Source organism: Erwinia rhapontici (genome assembly GCF_020683125.1).
GTDB lineage: Bacteria > Pseudomonadota > Gammaproteobacteria > Enterobacterales > Enterobacteriaceae > Erwinia > Erwinia rhapontici.
On the sequence record NZ_CP085627.1, the window covers coordinates 4710969 to 4729490 of the forward strand.

At 52.4% G+C, this 18522-nt stretch carries 13 protein-coding genes and 1 riboswitch; of the genes, 4 read left to right on the plus strand and 9 right to left on the minus strand.

Annotation, left to right across the window (positions count from 1 at the left end):
- Window positions 1-36 precede the first annotated feature (36 nt).
- From rsd to thiE, 3 genes are all read left to right on the plus strand, one after another.
- On the plus strand, window positions 37-543 hold the full coding sequence (gene rsd, locus LJN55_RS21690) for a sigma D regulator (protein ID WP_227535271.1): 507 nt from the start codon (window positions 37-39) through the stop codon (window positions 541-543).
- 105 nt (window positions 544-648) lie between these two features.
- Window positions 649-747, plus strand: a riboswitch (TPP riboswitch).
- Between the two features lie 90 nt (window positions 748-837).
- Window positions 838-2787: a phosphomethylpyrimidine synthase ThiC gene (gene thiC, locus LJN55_RS21695; RefSeq protein WP_227535272.1), complete on the plus strand. Its 1950-nt coding sequence runs from the start codon at window positions 838-840 to the stop codon at window positions 2785-2787.
- Window positions 2784-3428, plus strand: a complete 645-nt coding sequence (gene thiE, locus LJN55_RS21700) for a thiamine phosphate synthase (RefSeq protein ID WP_227535273.1) — start codon at window positions 2784-2786, stop codon at window positions 3426-3428. Before thiC ends, thiE begins: the two co-directional genes overlap by 4 nt.
- A 205-nt stretch (window positions 3429-3633) precedes the next feature.
- On the opposite strand, the gene LJN55_RS21705 is transcribed toward thiE, so the two are convergent.
- Window positions 3634-5115, minus strand: a complete 1482-nt coding sequence (locus tag LJN55_RS21705; RefSeq protein WP_227535274.1) for an aminotransferase-like domain-containing protein — start codon at window positions 5113-5115, stop codon at window positions 3634-3636.
- A 176-nt stretch (window positions 5116-5291) separates the two neighbouring features.
- On the opposite strand from LJN55_RS21705, the gene LJN55_RS21710 reads away from it, so the two are divergent.
- Entirely contained in the window at window positions 5292-5480 is a 189-nt protein-coding gene (locus LJN55_RS21710; protein ID WP_167864937.1) for a DUF1127 domain-containing protein, read from the plus strand.
- Between the two features lie 83 nt (window positions 5481-5563).
- Here LJN55_RS21710 and uraH read toward each other — a convergent pair whose 3' ends face one another.
- From uraH to rplK, 8 genes are all read right to left on the minus strand, one after another.
- Window positions 5564-5986 (minus strand): hydroxyisourate hydrolase, encoded by a 423-nt coding sequence (gene uraH / locus LJN55_RS21715; protein ID WP_133846997.1) that lies wholly within the window; start codon window positions 5984-5986, stop codon window positions 5564-5566.
- Window positions 5987-6123: 137 nt separating this feature from the next.
- Window positions 6124-7194: a DUF1176 domain-containing protein gene (locus LJN55_RS21720; RefSeq protein WP_133846998.1), complete on the minus strand. Its 1071-nt coding sequence runs from the start codon at window positions 7192-7194 to the stop codon at window positions 6124-6126.
- 81 nt (window positions 7195-7275) lie between these two features.
- Complete coding sequence (rpoC, locus tag LJN55_RS21725) at window positions 7276-11499, minus strand: DNA-directed RNA polymerase subunit beta' (RefSeq protein WP_133846999.1); 4224 nt, start codon at window positions 11497-11499, stop codon at window positions 7276-7278.
- Window positions 11500-11584: 85 nt separating this feature from the next.
- Complete coding sequence (gene rpoB / locus LJN55_RS21730) at window positions 11585-15613, minus strand: DNA-directed RNA polymerase subunit beta (RefSeq protein ID WP_133847000.1); 4029 nt, start codon at window positions 15611-15613, stop codon at window positions 11585-11587.
- Window positions 15614-15938: 325 nt separating this feature from the next.
- Window positions 15939-16304 (minus strand): 50S ribosomal protein L7/L12, encoded by a 366-nt coding sequence (rplL, locus tag LJN55_RS21735; RefSeq protein ID WP_048914311.1) that lies wholly within the window; start codon window positions 16302-16304, stop codon window positions 15939-15941.
- A 67-nt stretch (window positions 16305-16371) separates the two neighbouring features.
- Window positions 16372-16875 (minus strand): 50S ribosomal protein L10, encoded by a 504-nt coding sequence (rplJ, locus tag LJN55_RS21740; protein WP_133847001.1) that lies wholly within the window; start codon window positions 16873-16875, stop codon window positions 16372-16374.
- A gap of 332 nt (window positions 16876-17207) precedes the next feature.
- The gene (gene rplA / locus LJN55_RS21745; RefSeq protein WP_227535276.1) at window positions 17208-17912 is read right to left on the minus strand and encodes a 50S ribosomal protein L1; all 705 of its coding nucleotides are present in this window, start codon (window positions 17910-17912) and stop codon (window positions 17208-17210) included.
- A gap of 3 nt (window positions 17913-17915) precedes the next feature.
- On the minus strand, window positions 17916-18344 hold the full coding sequence (rplK, locus tag LJN55_RS21750) for a 50S ribosomal protein L11 (protein ID WP_062749165.1): 429 nt from the start codon (window positions 18342-18344) through the stop codon (window positions 17916-17918).
- Between the last annotated feature and the right edge of the window lie 178 nt (window positions 18345-18522).

The window sequence follows — 18522 nt, forward strand, 5'->3', positions numbered from 1 at the left end:
GTCAGACGTTAAAATATAACATTCACGGAGTTGAACATGCTTAACCAGTTAGAAGTCCTCACCGCGCGCGTCGGCGGATGCAGTGAGCTGGTAGACTTCTGCCTGCGCTCCCGCAAGCAGTTGCTGGTTACCTATTACCAAATGGCTGGCATTAAGCCTAACAAGGAAACGCTGACGACGCTCGATGAAAACGCGCTGGATACATTCTGCCAGCATCTGGTGGACTACCTTTCCACCGGTCATTTCACCGTCTACGAACGTTTTATCAAGGAACTGGAAGGGACCGAGCAACTGGCGAAAGCGTCGTTAATCTACCCCTCTTTAAAAGCCAATACCGATCAGATAATGGAGATTTATGATTCGCATCTGGAAACAGCCATCGATGATGATAACTGCGTTGAATTTCAGCGGGCATTATCGGTAGTCGGTGAAGCGCTGGAGGCTCGATTTACGTTGGAGGATAAATTCATCAAGCTGGCTTTAGAAAAAAATGATGATAATCAAAGCGCTACCAACTCGTGCTCGCTTGCTCGCCCTGCCTGATTCGTTATCAGAATGTGAATTTCTTGTAGTTTCCAAAAAGCCCCTTTATGCTTGAGGGGTAAGGGCGAGGCATGCCTCACCCTTACGTTGACTGAAAAACCAGTCGATATCTTGTCGGAGTGCCCCAGGGCTGAGACCGTTAATTCGGGATCCGCGGAACCTGATCAGGTTAGTACCTGCGAAGGGAACAAGAGTAAATCAGCTATTACGGTGTGATACCGTATTTTGTCACATCGTTCTCATTACTCCCGCCTCCAGGCAAGCAAACTTCCGAATTATTATCAGGAACTTGCTATGTCTACCGTTGAAAAACCTTTCATTGAGAAAAAAACCAGCCGCCGGGAACAGCGTGCAGAAGCACAGCAGTTTATCGACTCCCTGCAGGGCACTGCCTTCCCCAATTCAAAACGCATTTACCTGACCGGCTCGCAGCCGGATATCCGTGTGCCGATGCGCGAAATTCAACTGAGCCCGACCACCGTGGGCGGTAGCAAAGACGAACCGCTGCTGGAAGCGAATGAACCGATACCGGTCTACGATACAGCGGGTCCCTACGGCGATCCGGCGGCGGCGATTGATGTTCACAAAGGGCTAAATCCGCTGCGCAGCACCTGGATCATCAAACGGGGTGATACCGAACAGATCGCTGAACTTAGCTCTACCTACACCCAGCAACGCCTCGAAGATGAAGGGCTGGATCATCTGCGTTTTGATAATTTGCCACGTCCGCGCCGGGCGCTGGAAGGCCGCTGTGTCACTCAGATGCACTATGCCCGGCTGGGCATGATCACCCCGGAAATGGAATTTATCGCTCTCCGTGAAAATATGGGGCGAGAACGCATTCGCGGCGAGGTGCTGCTGCAACAGCATCCTGGTCACAGCTTTGGTGCACAGTTGCCTGAAAATATCACTGCTGAGTTCGTTCGCCAGGAGGTTGCTGCAGGACGCGCGATTATCCCGGCCAATATTAATCACCCGGAATCGGAGCCGATGATTATCGGTCGCAACTTTCTGGTGAAAATTAACGCCAATATCGGCAATTCCGCGGTCAGCTCTTCCATCGAAGAAGAGGTGGAAAAACTGGTGTGGTCAGCCCGCTGGGGGGCAGATACGGTGATGGACCTTTCCACCGGGCGTTATATTCACGAAACCCGCGAGTGGATCCTGCGTAACAGCCCGGTGCCGATTGGCACGGTGCCCATCTATCAGGCGCTGGAAAAAGTGAACGGTGTGGCAGAGGACCTCAACTGGGAAATTTTCCGCGACACACTGCTGGAACAAGCTGAACAGGGCGTTGATTACTTTACTATTCATGCGGGTGTGCTGCTGCGCTATGTACCGATGACCGCCAAACGCCTGACCGGTATCGTTTCGCGCGGCGGCTCAATTATGGCGAAATGGTGCCTGTCTCACCATAAAGAGAGTTTCCTCTATCAGCATTTCCGCGACATCTGTGAAATCTGCGCCGCCTACGATGTTTCGCTGTCGCTGGGCGATGGCCTGCGCCCGGGTTCCATTCAGGATGCCAACGATGAAGCACAGTTCGCAGAATTACGCACGTTGGGCGAACTGACCAAAATTGCCTGGGAATATGACGTCCAGGTGATGATTGAAGGCCCTGGGCATGTGCCCATGCAGATGATTCGCGTCAATATGACGGAACAGCTTGAGCACTGTCACGAAGCCCCGTTTTATACGCTGGGGCCCCTGACGACAGATATTGCTCCGGGTTATGACCACTTCACTTCCGGTATTGGCGCCGCCATGATCGGCTGGTTTGGCTGCGCGATGTTATGTTACGTGACACCCAAAGAACACCTCGGCCTGCCGAACAAAGAGGATGTCAAACAGGGATTGATTACCTATAAAATCGCAGCCCATGCCGCCGACCTGGCGAAAGGCCATCCCGGAGCACAGATTCGTGATAACGCCATGTCGAAAGCGCGTTTCGAATTCCGCTGGGAAGATCAGTTTAATCTCGCCCTCGATCCGCACACTGCCCGTGCATATCACGATGAAACCCTGCCGCAGGAATCCGGCAAAGTGGCACACTTCTGCTCAATGTGTGGACCCAAATTCTGTTCAATGAAGATCACCCAGGAAGTGCGTGAATACGCCGCACGTCAGGAGGCCGAAGCACGGCCGATCGAAATAGGTATGGCACAGATGTCTGACGAGTTTCGTCACCGTGGCAGTGAACTGTATCATCGCGCCGACCCCCTGAAATCAGAGGAACAAATATGAGTCGTGGAGCTTTTCCCCCAACCAATGCCAGATTGGGTCTTTATCCGGTGGTCGATACGGTGGAGTGGATTGAACGCCTGCTTGGTGCGGGAGTACGTACACTGCAGCTGCGCATTAAAGACTGTGCAGAGCATGAAGTGGAGCAGCAGATTGTTGATGCGATTGCCCTGGGTAAACGCTATCAGGCTCGCCTGTTTATCAATGACTACTGGCGTTTAGCGGTAAAACATCAGGCTTACGGCATCCATCTGGGTCAGGAAGATCTGGATGTTGCCGATCTGGATGCCATTCATGTTGCCGGACTGCGCCTCGGTCTTTCAACCCATGACGATGCCGAACTGGATCGCGCGCTGGCCGAAAAGCCTTCCTATATTGCCCTGGGCCACGTATTTCCAACCCAGACAAAAGCCATGCCCTCTGACCCGCAGGGACTGGAAGAGTTAACGCGCCACATAAAGCGACTGAAGGGGATCTCTACCGTGGCTATCGGTGGGATCAGTCTGGAACGCGTTCCCCAAGTGCTGGCCACCGGGGTGGGCAGTGTTGCTGTGGTGAGCGCGATTACACAAGCCAGCGACTGGCGTGCGGCGACGCATCAGCTACTGAACCTGGTCGAGCCACAGAACACCCCACATTCCTGACATCATTATAAATATCGGTAAAAAACGTTCGGGCAGGTGCTCGGCACGTTCGAGGCTCAGGGCGCGTTTCGCAATAAAATGCAATCTGCTGCAACACGGAAAAACAGGGCTGAAGACATTACGCAGCCTTGTTTATTCACGCTTTTATCGGGAAATGCAGCCGCTATAGTGGCCGTGCGGGGGGCAATCCTGCCATCCGCCAGGGTCAGTAGTTTTCCTTCTCACTGACCCTGCCTTCACCCTCTTCTTGTACCTGCGAGGATACCGGAGCACAGGCCAGCACTGCCCGCTCTACCGCCGCCCCCAACACCTCCAGAGCACGTTCGGTTTTATCGGTAAACGACTGCGCATAGCTGAGGCGCAGGCAGTTGCGGTATTTACCTGATGCTGAGAACAGCGACCCGACAGCAATCTGAATATGGGAAGCACGTAGATCCTGGTTCAGGCGCAGCGCATCAAAAGGTTCTGGCAGTTCGACCCAAATAAGAAATCCTCCCTGAGGACGAGTCACACAGATCCCACAGGGAAAGTGATGCCGCACCCGCCGGGTGAACGTCTCCAGGCTGCGCTGATAGTAACTGCGCATACGCCGCAGATGAGGCTGGTAATACCCCTGGCGAATAAAAGCGGCGACCGCCATCTGTGTCTGAGTGGCCGTTGAACCCGTGCTGATATATTTCATATGCAAAACACGATCAAAATAACGCCCCGGCACCACCCACCCCACCCGCAGGCCGGGTGCCAGCGTTTTAGAAAATGAGCTGCACAGCAGAACACGACCATCCATATCCAGCGACTTGATGGTGACCGGACGAGGATAGTCAAAAGCGAGTTCACCATAAACATCATCTTCAATGATCGCGGCATCAAAGCGCTGCGCCAGCGTCAGCAATGCCTGCTTACGCTGCGTTGGCATCACAAACCCCAGCGGGTTATTGCAGTTTGGCACCACCACCACGGCATTAATCGGCCATTGCTCAAACGCCAGCTCTAGTGCTTCCAGACTGATGCCGGTAACGGAATCCGTAGGAATTTCGATAGCGCGGATCCCAAAACCGCGCAGGGTTTGCATGGTGCCGTGAAAGGCTGGTGACTCCACGGCAATAATATCCCCCGGCTGGCATACCGCTCTGATCGATACCGACAGCGCTTCATGGCAACCCGTGGTAATCACAATGTCGTCGGCGGTGACCTGGCAGCCGCTGTCGATCATCAGGCGCGCGACCTGTTCACGCAGTTCCGGCACACCATACAGATTATCGTAACTCAACAGCCTTGGGTCCTGCTGCTGCCCAAGGCGACTGATAATTTTCCACAGCGGCTTGAGCGTAGGAGAATCAATATTCGGCATACCGCTTCCGAGCTGAAGCATATCGTCATCCAGCCGGGCATTGAGCAGATCCATCACCGCATCCCACTGGGTGATCTCCACCGGGCGCTGAACCGGGCGAGTGATCGGCGGCAGCGGCGGTGCCGCCTTGCGTGGGGTGACAAAGTAGCCGGATCTGGACTGTGGCGTAATCAGCTGTTTCTCTTCAAGCAGATAGTAAGCCTGCTGAACCGTGCTGATGCTGACGCCATGTTCGCCACTGAGTGAACGTACGGATGGCAATCGCTCGCCGGCCTGATACAACCCTTGCTCAATACGTTGAGCCAGCAGTTCTGCCAGCCGCTGATAACGTGTCATCGTATCCTCCACTCCCACTCTATTTTGGAAAAACCAGTACAGATAGCGGTAATAATCACCATTCAGTCACACTATCTCGCAATCTGTATGTCAATAAAAGGTGTTTTTTGCATCTGTATCATAAAGGTATTTATCGACAAAATAGTCGTCATACCCAAGGTGATGAGGAGGCAGTGATGGAATTTGATGAGAACAGAGCAGCGAAGCCATTTAGCTGGACGCTGATTAACGCAATCTTTCTTATGCCTTATCATCGCTGGCAGGCAAGACGCATACGTTCCTGCACCCGCAAGATTCTGTCGCGTCTGAGTGATGCGCAACTTAAGGATATCGGACTGACCTGTGAGGATGTCCGCAACTTATAGTGATGTGGCCTGGGTCGAAGGATGTACCCGAGGGCAACGCGGCCGTCCTGCTGCGTTGCCCCTTTTTTATGGCGATGTGGTTATCAGTTACCGCGATAGGTAGAGTAACCGTACTGACTCAGCAGCAGAGGAATGTGGTAGTGGCTGTCACTGTTCTCCACATGAAAGATCACCGGGATCTCCGGGAAGAAAGTCGGCTGCTTTTGCTGTTTGTAGTAATCACCGGTTTTGAAGACCACTTTGTAGTCACCCGCAGCCATCGTTTTCCCAGCCGGATAGAGTGCCGGGATACGTCCGTTTTTATCCGTGACGCCAGAAGCCAGTTTCACCCACCCCTGCTTTTGCTGCTGTTCGAGTTCAACCGTCACACCGGAGGTCGGTACACCAGTCTGCAGGTTAAGCACGTGCACGCTCAGCGGATTCTTCATCCCTTCATCACCGGCAGCCAGTACAGGCAGAGAAGCACTGACCAGGCTGGTCAGTACCAGGGCTTTAACAATCTTCATGTCGGACTCCTTAGTATTAATGTCGGCATGAAGATAGCAGTCGTCGCCTTTAGCGACGACTTTAGCGCCAAATATGTGAAATTTCCCAGAAGCTTAGGGGAAAAGAGGAAGTCAGAATGCTTCCTCTTAAAGAGGGATTATTCAGTTCCTGCCGTCGCCCAAACGGATGGCCAGTCTCCTGGCTCGCCGCCATTGCAGCTCTGCTGATTGTTATAGTGTGTCAGATGGAATGTCTTACCATCATATTTCCAACCGCCATTATCTCCACAGTCAGCAATACCGCGCCCGCGCCCGGAATAATACAGCTCACCCGTTTGCGGATCGTAGCTTGCTTCAGTAAACCAGCTCATCACCCTGGGTTTGCCGTCTTCATCATTTCCGGGTAATGGCAGAGTCAGCTGCTTTGAGTCCTGGGGATTATTGCGCTCACTGATAAACAGCATACTGGAAGACTGATAAGCTCCCAGACCACAATTGACCAGCACCAGAGCCTGCTTGTCATTCAGTGGCTGCGCTTCACTGCGCTCACGTGCTTCTTTGTCCGGCTCACAGCTCTCTTTCGCCAGCAGTTTGCTGTTAGCCTCAATCGCACCGTCGATTAACGCAGCGGCGTTGGTCAAAGGAATGACTCTGGGCACTGGGAAGTTCAGCACCGCCGGGACAGGCCGTGCCGGCACCATCGAAGGTTCATTATTCCCCACTTTCAGCAGCGCGGTCTGATTCCCTAATCGCCCCTGTCGTTCATCCACCAGCAGCAGTGCCGCATTGAGCCCGCCGAGGGAGGCAGCTTCAGAATCGGGTGTACCGGGTGTGAGCGCAATGGTCAGAGCATTTTTAGTGGCCTGAACCCACTGCTGTACATCAGCCAGTTTTTCACTGCCGCCCGCGCTATAGTCATCACTGATTTTTGACGGTGAAATCTCAATGTTGGAATGCCAGGGTTTGCCATCCAGCCAGATCCCTGTCGGTTTCTGATCGCCCCATTGCTGAAAATTGAGGGAAGGCTGAGACTCTGCACCAGCCTTACGCTTGATGATAATCCGCAATACCTCATCGGTATTGCGCACCTCACAGTCATTGAGATTGTTGCAAGTCACCTGCCAGTTTTTAAACGTCTTTTGCACCGGGGCATTAGCCCACTCTTCTGCCTGAGCGCCTGCGCTTAATCCCAGCAGTGCCAGCGCCATCACAACCTTATTATTTTGCATTTTTTATCCATGTGATTTTGTTTAGTCGAAAAAAAACCCCGCCGAAGCGAGGTTTTTTATTATGCCACAGGCCGTTGACGATTAATCGTCATTACCGCCCAGGTTTCCTGCGTTAAGCAGTTCAGCCAGGCTGGCAGAGGCTTCATCGGCAGTCACTACTGGCACGATTGGCGCTTCGCCCGCGGCTTTACGACGCATACGATCCTGATGATACGCGTAACCGGTACCGGCTGGAATCAGACGGCCAACGATAACGTTCTCTTTCAGGCCGCGCAGTTCGTCGCGTTTGCCCGCAACGGCTGCTTCGGTCAGTACGCGCGTGGTTTCCTGGAACGAAGCCGCAGAGATAAACGACTCGGTTGCCAGGGAAGCTTTGGTGATACCCAGCAGATCGCGTGCAAATGTTGCAGAGATCTTGCCGTTAGCTTCCAGTTCGCGGTTAGCGATCTTAACGCGTGAGAACTCAACCTGCTCGCCGTCGAGGAAGTCAGTGCTTCCCGCGCTTGAGATGGTTGCTTTACGCAGCATCTGACGAACGATGACTTCGATGTGCTTATCGTTAATCTTAACGCCTTGCAGACGGTAAACTTCCTGCACTTCGTTAGTGATATAACGGGTCACCGCATGCACGCCACGCAGACGCAGAATGTCATGTGGAGATTCTGGGCCATCGGAAACCACGTCACCGCGCTCTACGCGTTCACCTTCGAACACGTTCAGCTGACGCCATTTCGGAATCATCTCTTCGTAATGATCGCTACCGTCGATCGGCGTGATCACCAGACGACGCTTCCCTTTGGTTTCTTTACCGAAGGAAATGATGCCGCTGATCTCAGCCAGGATTGCCGGCTCTTTCGGACGACGGGCTTCGAACAGGTCAGCAACGCGTGGCAGACCACCGGTGATATCCTTGGTACCGCCAGATTCCTGAGGTACACGCGCCAGGGTGTCACCAGAACTGATCTTGATGCCATCTTCCAACTGGACGATTGCTTTACCCGGTAAGAAGTACTGGGCAGGCATATCAGAGCCAGGGATCATGACGTCATTGCCGTTAGCATCAACGATTTTCAGCGCTGGACGCAGATCTTTACCACCGGCAGTACGTTCAGCACTGTCCAGAATCACCAGAGAAGAAAGACCGGTCAGGTCGTCCGTCTGGCGGGTAATGGTCTGACCGTCAATCATGTCAGTGAAGCGAATGAAACCGCTCACTTCGGTGATGACCGGCATGGTGTGTGGATCCCAGTTTGCTACGGTCTCGCCCGCTGCAACCTGCTCGCCGTCACCTTTCGCCATGGTTGAACCGTAAGGAACTTTATAGCTCTCTTTGGTACGACCAAATTCGTCGATCATTTTCAGTTCAACGTTACGCGAGGTGATCACCAGCTTGCCAGCGGAGTTCGTTACCGACTTGGCGTTGATCAGTTTCAGCGTACCTTTGTTCTTCACCTGAATGCTGGATTCAGCAGCCGCACGAGATGCCGCACCACCGATGTGGAACGTACGCATCGTCAGCTGTGTACCCGGCTCACCGATGGACTGTGCTGCGATAACGCCGATGGCCTCACCTTTGTTGATGATGTGACCACGTGCCAGGTCGCGACCATAGCAGTGAGCACACACACCGAAGTCAGTTTCGCAGCTTACTACGGAACGCACTTTCAGGCTGTCAACAGAGTGTTCTTCCAACAGGTCACACTGCTGTTCGTGCAGCAGAGTGTTACGCGGCAGCAGGATGTCAGCAGTACCTGGCTTGATCACGTCTTCTGCGGTCACACGACCCAGTACACGCTCACGCAGCGGCTCTTTAACATCACCACCTTCGATGACCGGAGTCATCATGATACCTTCGCGTGTACCACAGTCATCTTCAGTCACAACCAGATCCTGCGCGACGTCAACCAGACGACGAGTCAGATAACCGGAGTTAGCTGTTTTCAGTGCGGTATCCGCAAGACCTTTACGCGCACCGTGCGTGGAGATGAAGTACTGGAGTACGTTCAGACCTTCACGGAAGTTCGCGGTGATCGGCGTTTCGATGATGGAGCCATCTGGCTTAGCCATCAGACCACGCATACCGGCCAGCTGACGAATCTGCGCTGCAGAACCACGAGCACCGGAGTCGGCCATCATAAAGATGCTGTTGAAGGAAACCTGACGCTCTTCCACGCCATCGCGGTTGATCACGAGTTCGGTAGAGAGGTTTTCCATCATCGCTTTAGCAACGCGTTCGTTGGCCGCAGCCCAAATATCGATCACTTTGTTATAGCGTTCGCCAGCGGTAACCAGACCAGACTGGAACTGCTGCTGAATCTCAGCCACTTCCGCTTCCGCTTCGGTGATGATTTCCACTTTCTTAGCCGGGATAACCATGTCGTCGATGCCCACAGACGCGCCTGAGCGTGCTGCATAGGCAAAGCCGGTGTACATGGTCTGGTCAGCAAAGATAACCGTTGGTTTCAGACCCAGGATGCGGTAACAGGTGTTCAGCATCTTGGAGATCGCTTTTTTACCCAACGCCTGGTTGACGATAGAGTAAGGCAGACCTTTTGGTACGATCATCCACAGGATCGCACGACCAATGGTGGTGTCGATGATGCTGGTTTTAGCAACCCACTCATCCTGCTCGTTTTTCTCGTGTTCGGTGATACGCACCTTAACGCGAGCGTGCAGAGACGCATGGCCAGAGCGGTAAACACGCTCAGCTTCTTTCGGGCCAGTCAGCACCATGCCTTCGCCTTTGGCGTTAACACAATCGCGGGTCATGTAGTACAGACCCAGTACAACGTCCTGAGAAGGAACGATGATTGGCTCGCCGTTCGCAGGTGACAGGATGTTGTTGGTAGACATCATCAGCGCACGCGCTTCCAGCTGAGCTTCCAGCGTCAGCGGTACGTGTACTGCCATCTGGTCACCATCGAAGTCGGCGTTGTATGCCGCACAGACCAGCGGGTGAAGCTGAATCGCTTTACCTTCGATCAGTACTGGCTCAAACGCCTGGATGCCCAGACGGTGCAGAGTTGGTGCACGGTTCAGCAGGACCGGGTGTTCGCGGATCACTTCATCCAGGATATCCCAGACGACGGATTCTTCGCGCTCAACCATTTTCTTAGCGGCTTTGATGGTGGTAGCAAGACCACGCAGTTCCAGCTTGCCGTAGATAAACGGTTTGAACAGCTCCAGTGCCATTTTCTTCGGCAGACCACACTGATGCAGACGCAGGTATGGACCTACAGTGATAACCGAACGACCAGAGTAGTCGACACGTTTACCCAGCAAGTTCTGACGGAAACGACCCTGCTTACCTTTGATCATATCGGCCAAAGATTTCAGAGGACGTTTGTTAGAACCGGTGATCGCACGACCGCGACGGCCGTTATCCAGCAACGCATCGACCGCTTCCTGCAACATACGTTTTTCGTTACGTACGATGATATCTGGCGCAGCCAGATCCAGCAGGCGTTTCAGACGGTTGTTACGGTTAATCACGCGACGATACAGATCGTTCAGATCCGACGTAGCGAAACGACCGCCGTCCAGCGGTACCAGAGGACGCAGGTCCGGTGGCAGAACAGGCAGCACGGTCAGGATCATCCATTCTGGTTTGTTACCAGACTGTACGAACGCTTCCAGCAGCTTGATGCGCTTGGTCAGTTTTTTACGCTTGGTTTCGGAGTTCGTTTCGTTCAACTCTTCACGCAGAGTTTCACACTCTTGTTCCAGGTCCATGTTTTTCAACAGAGCCTGGATCGCTTCCGCACCCATTTTAGCGTCGAATTCGTCACCAAACTCTTCCAGCGCGTCGAGATACTGCTCTTCAGTCAGGATCTGGCGCTTTTCGAGGTTGGTCATGCCGCCTTCAATCACTACGTAAGATTCGAAGTAAAGAACACGTTCGATATCACGCAGTGGCATATCCAGCAGTAAACCGATGCGCGAAGGCAGCGATTTCAGGAACCAGATGTGCGCAGTAGGCGAAGCCAGCTCAATGTGGCCCATGCGCTCACGGCGAACTTTGGTCTGTGTAACTTCAACGCCACACTTCTCACAGATCACACCGCGATGTTTCAAGCGCTTGTACTTACCGCACAGGCACTCGTAGTCTTTTACTGGCCCGAAAATACGCGCACAGAAAAGCCCGTCACGTTCAGGTTTGAACGTACGGTAGTTGATGGTTTCCGGCTTTTTAACTTCGCCAAAAGACCATGAACGGATCATATCTGGCGATGCCAGAGCGATCTTGATCGCATCAAACTCTTCGGTCTTAGTTTGCGCTTTCAGAAACTTAAGTAAGTCTTTCACGGATTAGCTCCCGTCGGAGTGAGACTTCTCAGAGACGCCCGGAGTGACCCGGGCGCCCTGTAACCAGTACAGCAGATGCGAGTTATTACTCGTCTTCCAGCTCGATGTTAATACCCAGCGAGCGGATCTCTTTCAACAGTACGTTGAAGGATTCCGGCATGCCCGGTTCCATCTGATGATTGCCGTCAACGATGTTTTTATACATCTTGGTACGGCCGTTCACGTCATCAGACTTCACGGTCAGCATTTCCTGCAGGGTATAAGCGGCACCGTATGCTTCCAGTGCCCATACTTCCATCTCACCGAAGCGCTGACCACCGAACTGCGCCTTACCACCCAGCGGCTGCTGAGTAACGAGGCTGTAAGAACCGGTAGAACGCGCATGCATTTTGTCATCAACCAGGTGGTTCAGCTTCAGCATGTACATGTAGCCAACGGTAACCTGACGTTCGAACTGCTCACCGGTACGACCATCAAACAGCGTAATCTGACCAGAAGAAGGCAGGCCGCCGAGCTGTAACAGCTCTTTGATTTCGCTTTCTTTCGCGCCGTCAAACACCGGTGTTGCGATTGGCATACCTTTTTTCAGGTTCTCTGCCAGACGCAGCACTTCGTCGTCGGTGAACGTGTTCAGGTCAACTTTCTGGCGCAAATCGCTGCCCAGATCGTAAGCACGCTGAATAAACTCACGCAGCTTGGACACTTCTTCCTGCTTCTTAAGCATAGCGTTAATTTTCTCGCCAATGCCCTTCGCAGCCATACCCAGGTGGGTTTCAAGAATCTGACCAATGTTCATACGTGATGGAACGCCCAGCGGGTTCAGAACGATGTCGACCGGCGTACCGAACTCATCGTATGGCATATCTTCGATCGGGTTGATCTTGGAGATAACACCTTTGTTCCCGTGACGACCTGCCATTTTGTCACCAGGCTGGATCTGACGTTTAACGGCCAGATACACTTTAACGATTTTCAGCACGCCAGGTGCCAGGTCATCGCCCTGAGTGATTTTGCGGCGCTTAGCTTCAAGTTTTTTCTCAAACTCGTGCTTCAGCTCGTCGTACTGCTCGGCCAACTGTTCCAGCTGGTTTTGCTTTTCTTCGTCGGTCAGGCCCAGTTCCAGCCAGCGCTCGCGTGGCAGCTTGTCCAGTTTTTCCGCTTCAACACCGCCAGCAACCAGCAGGTAGTTAATACGGCTGAACAGGCCAGCTTCGAGGATTTGCAGTTCTTCAGACAGGTCTTTCTTCGCCTGCTTCAGCTGCATCTCTTCGATTTCCAGCGCACGTTTGTCTTTTTCCACGCCATCGCGGGTGAAGACCTGAACGTCGATGATGGTGCCAGACACGCCGTTTGGTACACGCAGAGAAGAATCTTTAACGTCAGACGCTTTCTCACCGAAGATTGCACGCAGCAGTTTCTCTTCTGGCGTCAGCTGGGTTTCACCTTTCGGCGTTACCTTACCAACCAGAATGTCACCGCCAGTCACTTCCGCACCGATGTACACGATACCGGACTCATCCAGTTTAGAGAGCGCAGCTTCACCCACGTTAGGGATGTCGGCAGTGATCTCTTCTGGCCCCAGCTTGGTGTCGCGAGACACACATGCCAGTTCCTGGATGTGGATAGTGGTGAAGCGATCTTCCTGTACCACACGCTCGGAGACTAAGATGGAGTCTTCGAAGTTATAGCCGTTCCACGGCATGAACGCGACGCGCATGTTCTGACCCAGTGCCAATTCACCGAGGTCGGTTGAAGGACCATCAGCCAGCACATCACCACGTTCAATTGGTTCACCCAGGTTCACGCAAGGCATCTGGTTGATGCAGGTGTTCTGGTTAGAACGGGTGTATTTGGTCAGGTTGTAAATGTCGATACCGGCTTCGCCAGAATGCATTTCGTCTTCGTTAACTTTAATAACGATACGTGATGCATCCACGTACTGAACCGTACCACCACGTTTCGCTACGGCAGTAACACCGGAGTCGACCGCTACCGCGCGTTCCATACCAGTACCAACCAGCGGCTTATCAGCACGCAGAGTTGGAACCGCCTGACGTTGCATGTTTGCACCCATCAATGCGCGGTTGGCGTCATCGTGCTCCAGGAACGGGATCAGTGACGCACCGACGGAAACCACCTGCTGGGTGGAAACGTCCATGTAGTCAACCTGGTCACGGTTGAAGAGGCTCGATTCGCCTTTGCTACGGCAGGTCACCAGATCGTCTACGAAGTGACCTTCGTCGTCGAGGTTGGTGTTCGCCTGAGCGATAACGTAGTTACCCTCTTCAATAGCAGAGAGGTAATGAATTTCGTCGGTCACCACGCCTTCGCGAACGCGACGGTATGGGGTTTCCAGGAAACCATACTCATTGGTCTGTGCATAAACAGACAAGGAGTTGATCAGACCGATGTTTGGACCTTCCGGCGTTTCGATTGGACATACGCGACCGTAGTGAGTCGGGTGTACGTCTCGAACTTCGAAGCCTGCACGCTCACGCGTCAGACCGCCCGGGCCCAGTGCAGAAATACGACGCTTATGCGTGATCTCTGACAACGGGTTGTTCTGGTCCATAAACTGTGACAGCTGGCTGGAACCGAAGAACTCTTTCACTGCCGCTGAAATTGGCTTGGCGTTGATCATGTCCTGTGGCATCAGGGTATCCAGATCGCCCAGGGACAGACGCTCTTTCACCGCACGCTCTACGCGCACGAGGCCAACACGGAACTGGTTTTCAGCCATTTCGCCGACGGAACGGATACGACGGTTGCCGAGGTGGTCGATATCATCCACTTCGCCAATACCGTTACGGATACCGATGAGCTTCTTCATCACCTGAATGATGTCGTCTTTGCTCAGGATACCGGAACCTTCGATCTCGTCACGCAGCAGAGAACGGTTGAACTTCATACGGCCAACCGCAGACAAATCGTAGCGGTCTTCAGAGAAGAACAGGTTCTCGAACAGGTTTTCAGCCGCTTCACGCGTTGGTGGCTCACCAGGACGCATCATGCGGTAGATCTCAACCAGAGCGCTAAGGCGATCGCTGGTTGGGTCGACACGTACAGTCTCAGACATGTACGCACCGTGATCCAGGTCGTTGGTGAACAGTGTTTCGATGCGCTTGTGACCGGACTGGCTCAGTTTCGCCAGCAGATCCAGTGACAACTCCATGTTCGCCGCGATCAGCAGTTCACCAGTGCTCTCATCGATGTAGTCTTTAGCGACGACTTTACCGGCAATGTACTCAACCGGAACTTCGATGTGTGCAATGGCATCTTTCTCAAGCTGGCGAATATGGCGCGCAGTAATACGGCGACCTTTTTCGACGTAAACGGTGCCGTTCGATTCAATATCGAATGACGCAGTTTCACCACGCAGGCGCTCTGGGACCAGCTCCATCTGCAGCTTGTTGTCGCGAATTTCGTACACTACTTTTTCGAAGAACAGATCCAGGATCTGCTGAGTAGTATAATTCAGCGCACGCAGAATGATGGTCGCAGGCAGTTTACGGCGACGGTCAATACGGACGAACAGGTTGTCTTTCGGGTCGAACTCGAAGTCCAACCATGAACCGCGGTAAGGGATAATACGTGCGTTATACAGCACTTTACCCGATGAGTGGGTTTTACCCTTATCGCTGTCGAAGAAGACACCAGGACTACGGTGGAGCTGAGAAACGATAACACGCTCAGTACCGTTGATCACAAAGGTACCGTTATCGGTCATGAGTGGAATTTCACCCATGTAAACTTCTTGTTCTTTGATGTCTTTAACGGTGCCTTCCGGCGCTTCGCGCTCGTAGATCACCAGGCGCAGTTTTACGCGCAGAGGTGCAGAGTACGTGACACCACGAATCTGACACTCTTTAACATCAAATACAGGTTCGCCTAAACGGTAGCTGACGTACTGCAGCTCAGAATTACCGCTATAGCTTTGGATTGGGAATACGGAACGGAATGCTGCTTCCAGACCATATTGACCTTCCGGATCTTGCTCGATGAACTTCTGAAACGAGTCAAGCTGGATAGAAAGGAGATATGGAATGTCCAGAACTTGTGGACGCTTTCCAAAATCCTTACGAATACGTTTTTTCTCGGTATAGGAGTAAACCATAGGGTTCCTCAGCTCGCTGAAATGTAGAACCTCGCTGTCCATCCAGGAGGACAGTTCATGCAACGCTGTTTTGTGTTGTTCGAAAAGCAGAGTGCTTTCCGTAATACCTCTTTCTATCACGCTTAAATCATTTCGCTGCAAGTGTCTGAGCAGGGAACCCAGTCAGGAATGCAGTATATTAAGTCGTCGATAGAGAAAGATATTAAGCTAATCAATGACTAAACAGTGTGAAATATCATTGACGCTGTAGAGCGCAAAAAGGCTGGTGACCAAAAAGTCACCAGCCATCAGCCTAAAAGACTAGGCTGCAACCTGAAAGGTTGGCTTATTTAACTTCAACTTCTGCGCCAGCTTCTTCCAGTGCTTTCTTCAGTGCTTCTGCGTCGTCTTTGCTGATGCCTTCTTTCAGGGCAGCAGGTGCAGACTCAACCAGATCTTTAGCTTCTTTCAGGCCCAGACCAGTTGCGCCACGTACTGCTTTGATCACGGCAACTTTGTTAGCGCCGATAGCTTTCAGTACAACGTCGAACTCGGTTTTTTCTTCTACAGCTTCAGCAGCAGCAGCAGGACCTGCAACAGCAGCAGCAGCTGACACGCCGAATTTCTCTTCCATAGCGGAGATCAGTTCAACGATTTCCATTACAGACAGAGCTGCAACGCCTTCAATGATTTGGTCTTTAGTGATTGACATTTCGTGTTCCTAAATTCAGAAAGTAATTTATACGTAAGCAAGTGAACGGAAAAGAAAGGCTGGCTGATTAAGCAGCAGCAGCTTCTTTCTGATCGCGTACAGCAGCCAGAGTGCGAACCAGTTTGCCAGCAGAGGCTTCTTTCATGGTTGCCATCAGGCGTGCGATTGCTTCATCGTAGGTAGGCAGAGTTGCCAGGCGGTCGATCTGAGCCGCACTGATCAGCTCGCCTTCAAAGGCTGCAGCTTTAACCTCGAATTTTGCATTCGCTTTCGCGAACTCTTTGAACAGACGAGCAGCAGCGCCCGGGTGTTCCATAGAGTATGCAATCAAGGTAGGACCGGTAAACGTGTCTTTCAGGCACTCAAACTGAGTACCTTCAACGACGCGGCGCAGCAAGGTGTTACGAACAACACGCATGTAAACGCCAGCTGCACGTCCTGCTTTACGCAGTTCGGTCATTTTATCTACGGTAACGCCACGAGAATCCGCAACTACCGCAGACAGCGCGCCTTTGGCTACTTCGCTGACTTCAGCAACAATCGCTTGTTTGTCTTGAAGATTTAAGGCCATTAGCTTGTGCTCCTGGATTTTTGGCCGGGGATGGATTTCCCCGGAACTCACTTCGCCTGAACAGTGTTGCCACAGACAGGCGCTAAATCACGGTGAGCAGAATCCAGCAAAGACTATAAAAATATTCTTTTGGTTCTGTCACCGTCTACGCAGGAGATTAAGTTTCTTACGAAACACCTGCGGTCTTGGACGGAGGCCTGGATAAGGCCAGGCTCCAACCTAAAAATTCTTGGAATATGTCGCCACTAATGGCTCAATTCCGGGTTCTGTATATTTACAGAACAACGGGCGTAAGATTCTAGATGAATAATTCGCCCGCGTAAAGCACAAGATTAGCTTGCAGCAGCGTTCAGGCCAGCCTGATCAACTGCAACGCCTGCACCCATAGTGGTGGACAGGCTAACTTTCTTGATGAAAACGCCTTTCGCCTGAGATGGTTTTGCTTTTTTCAGCGCAACCAGCAGGTGTTCCAGGTTTTCTTTCAGTTTTTCAGAATCGAAATCAACCTTACCGATAGTGGTATGGATGATACCGTTCTTGTCGTTACGGTAACGAACCTGCCCTGCTTTAGCATTTTTCACTGCTTCAGCAACGTTAGGAGTTACAGTACCAACTTTCGGGTTTGGCATCAGACCGCGTGGGCCCAGAACCTGACCCAACTGGCCAACAACGCGCATTGCATCAGGAGATGCGATAACAACGTCGAAGTTCATTTCGCCTTTTTTGATCTGGTCAGCCAGATCTTCCATACCTACCAGCTCAGCGCCGGCTGCTTTAGCAGCTTCAGCGTTTGCGCCCTGGGCAAATACGGCAACGCGAACAGAACGGCCAGTACCGTGTGGCAGTACAGTTGCACCGCGAACGTTCTGGTCAGATTTACGAGCATCAATGCCCAGGTTTACAGCTACGTCAACGCTTTCTACGAACTTAGCAGTAGCCAGTTCCTTCAGCAGAGCAACAGCTTCGTTGATGTCATACTGTTTAGTTGAATCAACTTTGTCACGGATCACGCGCATGCGCTTGGTCAGCTTAGCCATTTCTTAGTCCTCTACTACCAGGCCCATGGAACGAGCAGTACCTTCGATGGAGCGAGTCATCGCTTCCAGGTCAGCACCAGTCATGTCCGCAGCTTTGGTTTCTGCGATTTCACGTACCTGAGCACGCGATACTTTACCTACTTTGTCTTTGTTCGGCTTGCCAGAACCAGACTTAATACCAGCCGCTTTCTTCAGCAGTACTGCTGCAGGAGGGGTTTTGGTAACGAAGGTGAAAGAACGGTCAGAGTAAACGGTGATCACAACTGGCGTTGGAAGACCTTTCTCCAGGGATTCTGTTTTGGCGTTGAACGCTTTACAGAACTCCATGATGTTAACGCCCTGCTGGCCCAGTGCCGGACCTACCGGTGGACTTGGGTTTGCCATACCAGCTGCAACCTGCAACTTAACGTAGGCTTGTACTTTCTTAGCCATGATAATTCCTCTATTGGGTGATAACGCTCCTGAAGGAGCTCCCCGTGATTAATATTCACACGCTGAGAACAGCGCATAAAAACAAAAGGCGCGAAATTGTAGTGCAATTTCACGCCTCTCGCAACCACTAGATCACAGTGATTGTGTATTTTTCATGCGCCCCGCAACAAAAGCAGGG